The 7,254-nt window shown below is 55.0% G+C and carries 8 protein-coding genes; 3 read left to right on the forward strand and 5 right to left on the reverse strand.

Annotated features, from left to right (window positions below):
- The 3 genes from IGQ15_RS08345 to IGQ15_RS08355 all read right to left on the reverse strand — a co-directional run.
- Positions 1–1,208: OFA family MFS transporter (locus IGQ15_RS08345; RefSeq protein ID WP_297050721.1), on the reverse strand; the 1,208-nt coding region annotated here is incomplete at its 3' end.
- Between the two features lie 3 nt (positions 1,209–1,211).
- Positions 1,212–1,367, reverse strand: a complete 156-nt coding sequence (locus IGQ15_RS08350) for a DUF2256 domain-containing protein (RefSeq protein WP_297050723.1) — start codon at positions 1,365–1,367, stop codon at positions 1,212–1,214.
- A gap of 9 nt (positions 1,368–1,376) precedes the next feature.
- Positions 1,377–2,417: a GTP-binding protein gene (locus IGQ15_RS08355; RefSeq protein WP_297050725.1), complete on the reverse strand. Its 1,041-nt coding sequence runs from the start codon at positions 2,415–2,417 to the stop codon at positions 1,377–1,379.
- A gap of 214 nt (positions 2,418–2,631) precedes the next feature.
- Between IGQ15_RS08355 and pyk the strand changes: the two genes are divergently transcribed.
- Together pyk and IGQ15_RS08365 are read left to right on the forward strand one after the other, a co-directional pair.
- A complete protein-coding gene (gene pyk / locus IGQ15_RS08360; RefSeq protein ID WP_297050727.1) occupies positions 2,632–4,416 on the forward strand; it encodes a pyruvate kinase in 1,785 nt (594 codons plus the stop codon).
- Positions 4,417–4,430: 14 nt separating this feature from the next.
- On the forward strand, positions 4,431–5,384 hold the full coding sequence (locus tag IGQ15_RS08365) for a serine hydrolase (RefSeq protein WP_297050729.1): 954 nt from the start codon (positions 4,431–4,433) through the stop codon (positions 5,382–5,384).
- On the opposite strand, the gene psaK is transcribed toward IGQ15_RS08365, so the two are convergent.
- Positions 5,361–5,612, reverse strand: a complete 252-nt coding sequence (gene psaK, locus IGQ15_RS08370) for a photosystem I reaction center subunit PsaK (protein WP_297050732.1) — start codon at positions 5,610–5,612, stop codon at positions 5,361–5,363. The genes IGQ15_RS08365 and psaK overlap by 24 nt on opposite strands.
- A gap of 95 nt (positions 5,613–5,707) precedes the next feature.
- Between psaK and IGQ15_RS08375 the strand changes: the two genes are divergently transcribed.
- Positions 5,708–6,400, forward strand: coding sequence for a phosphoribosylanthranilate isomerase (locus tag IGQ15_RS08375; protein WP_297050734.1), 693 nt, complete (start codon positions 5,708–5,710; stop codon positions 6,398–6,400).
- On the opposite strand, the gene IGQ15_RS08380 is transcribed toward IGQ15_RS08375, so the two are convergent.
- Positions 6,350–7,084 carry a DUF2993 domain-containing protein gene (locus IGQ15_RS08380; protein ID WP_297050737.1) on the reverse strand — a complete coding sequence of 245 codons (735 nt, stop codon included), beginning with the start codon at positions 7,082–7,084 and terminating at the stop codon, positions 6,350–6,352. The two genes, IGQ15_RS08375 and IGQ15_RS08380, sit on opposite strands and share 51 nt — an antisense overlap.
- Positions 7,085–7,254: the final 170 nt, after the last annotated feature.

A 7,254-nucleotide genomic window follows, 5' to 3' on the forward strand; every position in this document is an offset into this window, starting at 1 on the left:
GTGGCCGCCAAGACAATTCCCAAGACTGCCAGGGCAGCCAGCAAATAAAACAGGGCACTGTAGCTGCCTAGGCGATCGCGCACCTGACCACCGACCAAGGTGCCCAAGAGGGCGCCAACCCCATAGGCGGTAAAGACAACACCGTAGTTTTTGGCGTAGTCAGCGGGATTGAAGAAGCGGAGAGTTAACGTCGGGGCGATCGCCAGCCATCCTCCCAAGCAAAACCAAAGAAGGGCAAAGGCCACCAAGAAAGGCACCACATCCCCCACCGTTGCCGTGGTCATGATTAAGCTTGCTGCGAGTACACAACTAAACATAGTCATACCGACATACCGAGGCGGCCAGCGATCGCTCAACCACCCCATGAGGGGACGACTCAGGCCATTAAAGAGGGCAAAGAACGAGACACTCGCAGCCGCCCCTGCTGGCGATAGGCCAATCACCTCCTGAGCCACCGCACCCGAGATGCCAATACTGCTGAGGCCAATAAACGTCCCTAGGGCATAGCAGCTCCACAGGGCGTAGAATGAGCGACTCCGCAGCAGTGAGGGTGGATAATGGGCGACCCCTATGGAAGTGGGCGTTTGAGGCAGCATCTGTGCCCAACCGGTTGGCGGAAAGCGCATTCCTTGGGCGCACAGGACAATGATCACACCAAAGGCAATCCCCAAAATTTGCAGTGCTGTGCGTACGGATGTCGCTTGAATCAGAGCATTGGCCAAGGGAGCAGTGATCAGGGGCGAAAGGCCAAAACCAATAATGGTTGTTCCTACCGCCAACCCTTTGCGATCGGGAAACCAAGCGGCCACCACGGCCATCGGAATACCATAGGTGATCCCCACCCCCATGCCAGCAATGACCCCGTAGCCCATTGCCAACATTAGACCCGAATTGGCGATACTGGCCCCCAGATAGCCCACAGCCACCACCAATCCCCCCACCACTGTTAGTCGGCGACTCCCCAAACGGGGTAAATAAGCCCCTGTAATGGGCATCAACAGGGCATAAAACACCAGCGCAAGGGCATAGGGCAAGAGGCTAGCGGTGGCACTCAACCCCAGTTCTGCGGCAAGAGGGGCACGAAAGATACTCCAGCTATAGACCGTGCCAAGGCAGAGCAGGATGAGCATCCCCAAAGGAATAAGAAACCAGCGCCCCCGCTGGGCTGGCTGACCAAAGAGTTTGAGCATCTGCACTTGCTGAGCCATCGGTTAGCCTTGAGGCTGGGAACGGCGTCGCCGACAGCGATCGGAACAGTACTTCACTTCCTCCCAGCAATCCGCCCACTTTTTGCGCCACTGAAAAGGACGCCCGCAGACGACACAAATTTTGCTGGGGAAATCCGCTTTGCGACGTTGCTTGGTCATAATGGGCGGCTATGCGTCAGTGACACAGGCGGCCAACTGGGTCAGTAGGGTTGGATGATCCAAATTTTGGCCAATGAGAACCAGTTGATTTTTGCGATCGCTTTTCCATTCCTCATCATCGAGGCTAAAGCGCTTACCACTGAGGTGAAAGACGTGGCGGCGGGGACTTTCCTTAAACCAAAGGATGCCCTTGGCACGAAAGACGGACGCCGGTAGCTGGTGGTCAAGAAAATACTGGAATTTTCGCAGTTCAAAGGGGCGATCGCTCTGGAAAGACACGGAAGTAAAGCCATCCTCCTCAAGGTGATTGGAATGATGATGATGGTGATGATGGTCATGATCACAGTGTTCGTCACACTCATGGTCGTGATCAGGGTGTTCATGCTCGGGATGGAAGTAGCGATCGCTTTCAAACAACCCCACACTCAAAATCAAGGGCAGCGGTACCTGTGCTTTCACCGTGCGGATGATTCGTGCCCCTTCTCGCATCTCGTGAATTCGCCGTTCTAGCTCCTGCAAGCGTTCTTCAGTCACCAGATCTGCTTTGTTGAGGAGAATAATATCACCGTAGGCAATTTGGCTTTGGGCAGCGCTGCTATTGAAGAGATCAAGACTAAAGTTCTCCGCATCCACCACCGTAATAATTGAATCCAAACGGGTGAGATCCCGTAAATCCGTTCCTAAAAATGTCAGAGCTACTGGCAGCGGATCCGCTAATCCCGTTGTTTCCACGACTAAATAGTCCACCTTGTCAGGACGTTCGAGAACCCGATAGACCGCATTCACTAAGTCATTGTTAATCGTGCAGCAGACACAGCCATTGCTGAGTTCCACCATGTTGTCGTCACTGGTCACCAGTAGCTCGTTGTCAATGCCAATTTCACCGAATTCATTGACGAGCACAGCGGTTTTCAGCCCCTCTTGATTGGTCAGGATATGGTTGAGGAGCGTGGTTTTGCCACTGCCGAGAAACCCCGTAATAATTGTTACCGGCAGACCGTGCTTCAGTGCCTCCATTTTGGTGGTTGCAGGAAGGGGAGAGGTCGTCATAGGCGGTGGGTTAAGGGCGAGCATTGTTCTCAAATTATAGCCGCTGCACCTCGCTCAAGGGGTGAGCGATCGCTGTAGGCTAGAAACAAGACCTCATTATTAGTCGACAGCCGTTGCCGTCGCACATGTTCAAAACGCTCCTTTAGGCATTCTGAATAGATCAAGCGTTTCACAAGATACGGTAACCTGTTGAAGCTCAACGATTAAACCCCCTATGTCCAATCAGCCATTGCAACGACGCACCAAAATTGTCGCCACTATTGGTCCAGCAGTGAGTCATCCCGATAAACTGCGGGCGATTATCCAAGCGGGAGCGACCACCCTGCGTCTGAATTTTTCCCATGGTACCCACGAGGATCACCAGCGCAGCATTCGCCTGATTCGCCAAATCTCCTATGAATTGGGGCAACCCGTGGGCATTTTGCAGGACTTACAAGGACCCAAAATTCGCCTTGGGCGGTTTGAACATGGCTCCATTTCCCTGAAGCGGGGCGATCGCTTTACCCTCACGAGTCGTTCCCTCATGGGGAATCAGCACATTAGCTCGATTACCTATCCCCTCTTGGCTAAGGAGGTTCCCGCTGGCGCCACGATTTTGCTTGACGATGGCCGCGTGGAAATGTTCGTGGAAGAAGTGGATAAAGACGCAGGTGAACTCCATTGCCGAGTGGTTGTTGGCGGCACGCTCTCTAATGCCAAGGGTGTGAACTTTCCGGGGGTTTACCTCTCGATTAAAGCCCTGACAGAGAAAGATCGCGAAGATCTGATGTTTGGTCTCAATCAAGGGGTGGATTGGGTGGCCCTCAGCTTTGTTCGCAATCCCCAAGATGTACTGGAGATCAAAGAACTGATTGCCAACGCTGGGAAGCAGGTGCCGGTGATTGCCAAAATCGAAAAGCACGAGGCGATCGAGCAAATAGATGCCATCCTCTCCCTCTGCGATGGCGTCATGGTGGCACGGGGTGATTTGGGGGTTGAATTGCCTGCCGAAGATGTGCCGATTCTACAAAAACGGCTGATTGCTGCCGCCAACCGCTTGGGCATCCCAGTGATTACAGCCACACAAATGCTTGACAGCATGGTGAAAAGCCCCCGCCCCACCCGTGCGGAGATTTCCGATGTCGCCAATGCCATTCTCGATGGCACCGATGCCGTGATGCTCTCCAATGAAACGGCAATGGGGGAATACCCCGTCGAGGCAGTGAAGATGATGGCGACGATTGCCGCCCGCATTGACAACCAACCCCAACTGCGGCAGCCGCCCCTTGCGGATCCTGTGGGGGTGCGTTCTATTCCCAATGCCATTAGCCAAGCGGTGGGACAGGTGGCGGCGCAGCTACATGCCAAAGCCATCATTACTCAAACCAAGAGCGGCGCTACAGCCCGCAATGTCTCCAAGTTTCGTCCCCAAATTCCAATTTTGGCGGCAACGCCCCATATCGAGGTGGCACGGCGCTTGCAGTTAGTCTGGGGGGTAGAACCGCTGCTGACTCTGGATCATCCCTCGATGCGGCAGTCGTTTCAGGCAGCCATTAATGCGGCACAGGAGCGGGGCTTCCTAGAGGAAGGGGATCTGGTGGTGATGACCGCTGGCACGCTGCAAGGGGTCTCTGGCTCTACGGACATGATCAAGGTGGAACTTGTCACCTCGGTGATGGGACGCGGCCGTGGCATTGGTCATGGGTCGGTGAGTGGCCCGGCGCGGGTGGTACACGAAGGAATGCCAGTGCGCACGTTTAATAGTGGCGAAATTTTGGTGGCCGAGCGCACCAGTGCTGAATTGGTGGAAGCCATTCGCAAAGCGGCAGGTATTATTACCGAAGAGGATAGCCTGACGAGCCATGCGGCGGTCTTGGGGTTGCGCTTGGGAATTCCGGTGATTGTCGGGGTCAAAAATGCCACCCGCCTGATCCGTGAGGGCACGATTCTGACAATGGATGTGGAGCGGGGTTTGGTCTATTCTGGTGCCCGCAATGGCGTTGAGCGATCGCCGGAGTAGGAGTGGAGCAGCCAATGATTTTTTTTCAGGCCAACCCCTACCTCACGGATTTGGTGACGCGGACGCTCCAAGCGACATGGCAACGCTTTCCTTGGCTGGGACAAGAGGACATTGCCCTAACCTTACTGGTGTATCCACCCCCCATTCCCGTGAATACGGGCGGAGCGCTGACCGCAGCAGAATTTTGGCAGTATTCGATTCCCGGCGCCCACTATCGTGGTGATGTGCTGATGTACCCGGCCAGTGTGGTGAAGCTGTTTTATCTGGTGGCCTGTCATGAGTGGCTCCACAGTGGCATGCTCCAGCCGGATGCGGAATTGGAACGCGCCATGCGGGATATGATTGTGGATTCTAGCAATGATGCCACAGGGTTGGTGGTGGATATGCTCACGGGAACGACCAGTGGCCCAGTGCTGCCCCCGGAACCCTTTCGGACGTGGCAATACCAGCGCAATATTGTCAATCGCTATTTTCAGTCGTTGGGGTGGCCAGAACTAACTAATATCAACGTGAATCAAAAAACGTGGTGTGATGGCCCCTATGGGCGAGAGCAGGAATTTGTCGGGCGCGATCGCCAGAATGCCAATCGCCTAACCACCGATGCTACGGCCAAGTTAATTCACAGTATTGTTGGCGGTGTTGCGGTCTCTGCTAGGGCCAGTCAAGCGATGATGGAACTGATGGAGCGCTCCCTCGATCCAGAGCTGTTGGCTGAGGATCCAGAAAACCAAGTACAGGGCTTTTTGGGGGAAGGGCTACCTCTGGGGGCAAAGTTGTGGTCAAAGGCGGGACTCACCAGTTGGGTGCGCCATGATGCGGCCTATATTGAACTCCCCAATCATTGCCCCTATACCTTGGTGGTCTTTATTGAGAATCGCACCGCCAGTAGGAATACAGAGGTCTTGCCCTTTATTTCCCGTCAAATTGCCAGTGGGATTCCGACCCTAGAGGGCACCGGAGTACTGTAGGCCACTGACGACCCCCGCCGCCAAAAGGTGACCAAAGCTTGTGGTAGCCAGCAATTCCGGCAAACCAAAGCCTTCAAAGAGGGCGGGTAACGAAACGGGTAAACTGGGGCCTTTTCCCCGTGATTGAATGGCATAGCGGCCAATGGCGATCGCAAACAGGTTGCAGAGGATCACCACCAAACCCACAGACGGCGTCCAAGTGGTATCGGGGAGCGTGGCTAACACCATGGTTCCTCCTAAATGGGTACAATTGCCCATGAATTATACGGAACCGCCTGATCGCCCACCGCCAGTTCTTTACAAAATAGTGCATCTCGTTACAAATGCTTAACTCAACTGTCCCTGCAAAAATTGCCGTCAAAATTTGTGGCTTGACCCTACCCGAGCAGGCGATTGCGATCGCCCAAATGGGCGTCAGTGCTCTGGGGTTTATTACCGTGCCCCACTCCCCGCGCTATGTCCCCGCAGCAACCATTGCCGAAATCTGTCGCCAGTTGCCCCCCTCGGTGCTGACTGTTGCCGTGGTTGCCAATCTCGATTTAGCCGCATTAGCCCATTTAGTCACAACCACAGGGGTACAGGCACTACAGCTTCATGGCAGCGAATCGCCCGAGGTTTGCCAACAGGTGCGCCATGCTGTCCCTAACATTGTGCTGATCAAAGCGCTGCGGGTGCGATCGGCAGCCACCCTCGCCGAGATTCCGGCCTACGCCCCGATTGTGGATCGCATTCTTTTGGATGCGTACCATCCGCAGCAGTTGGGGGGCACGGGTCAGCCCTTTGACTGGACGCTCCTCAAAGCGTTACAGGTTCCTTGCCCGTGGTGGCTAGCGGGGGGCATTACACCGGAAAATTGTCGGCAAGCGATCGCCCAAACCCAAGCCCAAGGCATTGACCTTGCCAGTGGCGTGGAAAGCCGACCGGGGGTCAAAGATTTAGGGCGCGTAGCAGCGTTGCTGAGCAACCTAGGGATAAATGCAAATCATCCCCTGCACCCTGAGGGCACCCGTCTCTAGCCGCAACTCCTGAATGGCCACCCCCTCACCCAAATCAATGGCCACCGTGGGATGAGGGTCACCTTCCCCTTGCCAGTGCACCTTTTCTAAGCAGAGGGTTCGCTCATCCTGCAAGCGCACATGGGTCATTAAATGCCAATCCGCCTGCTCCCCTTGGGCATTCACCATCAAGAACACCAATTTGAGGCACCCAGCACCCAATTCTCCCTGCGTACGCTGCAATTGCCACTCTTGAAGATTGACCCCTGCTTTGCCCAAGCCCTGCTGATCGAGCAATTTCAGCAGTTCCCGTAGGCCGGATTGCAGGAGCGGCGACCCCAAAGAGGCGTTGAGATCGGCTTGGCTGAGAACCAGTTCCCCACGCACCGGCACCGCTGCCAAGAGTTTTAGGGGTTTGCCTCGCAACACTTGCCCTAAATTGATCTGAATCTGTTCCGCTTGGACGGCTGCTTGGCGCAATTGAATGCCGCGATAACGGGCTCGTGCGGCCGCAACGCGCACCTGGGGTAAGTATCCTCGCAAAATCTGGCGATCGCCCCCGTGAATTTGAATTTCCAAGTCTGTTGCCTGCTCCAACTGCGCAGATAACCACCAGTGCAACGCCGGTTGCAAGACCCGGGGAATTAGTCCGCGTTCAGAAGCGGCACCAAGCGCCTCAGCCATTTCTGGCGATGTTAACGACATACGTACTCCTCAGACACTTTTGGGGTCATACCAGCCTATGGGGCTAGTTCGCTGATTTTAACGAAACTGGATGTAGGTTTGGTCTGGCCAGAGGCAACTTTCCTAATCTGCTAGAACTGGGGTAGTGGAAATGCGATGCGATGCTGCTCAGCCAGGCTGACGATCGCCCT

The organism is Thermosynechococcus sp. M98_K2018_005, from assembly GCF_015295825.1.
Lineage (GTDB): Bacteria > Cyanobacteriota > Cyanobacteriia > Thermosynechococcales > Thermosynechococcaceae > Thermosynechococcus.

Bases quoted from the DNA above. Each gene is read 5' to 3' on its own strand.
- IGQ15_RS08355 (WP_297050725.1), bottom strand. From the start codon at position 2,417: ATGACGACCTCTCCCCTTCCTGCAACCACCAAAATGGAGGCACTGAAG.
- IGQ15_RS08380 (WP_297050737.1), bottom strand. From the start codon at position 7,084: ATGTCGTTAACATCGCCAGAAATGGCTGAGGCGCTTGGTGCCGCTTCT.
- psaK (WP_297050732.1), bottom strand. From the start codon at position 5,612: ATGGTGTTAGCCACGCTCCCCGATACCACTTGGACGCCGTCTGTGGGT.
- IGQ15_RS08365 (WP_297050729.1), top strand. From the start codon at position 4,431: ATGATTTTTTTTCAGGCCAACCCCTACCTCACGGATTTGGTGACGCGG.
- IGQ15_RS08375 (WP_297050734.1), top strand. From the start codon at position 5,708: ATGCTTAACTCAACTGTCCCTGCAAAAATTGCCGTCAAAATTTGTGGC.
- pyk (WP_297050727.1), top strand. From the start codon at position 2,632: ATGTCCAATCAGCCATTGCAACGACGCACCAAAATTGTCGCCACTATT.
- IGQ15_RS08350 (WP_297050723.1), bottom strand. From the start codon at position 1,367: ATGACCAAGCAACGTCGCAAAGCGGATTTCCCCAGCAAAATTTGTGTC.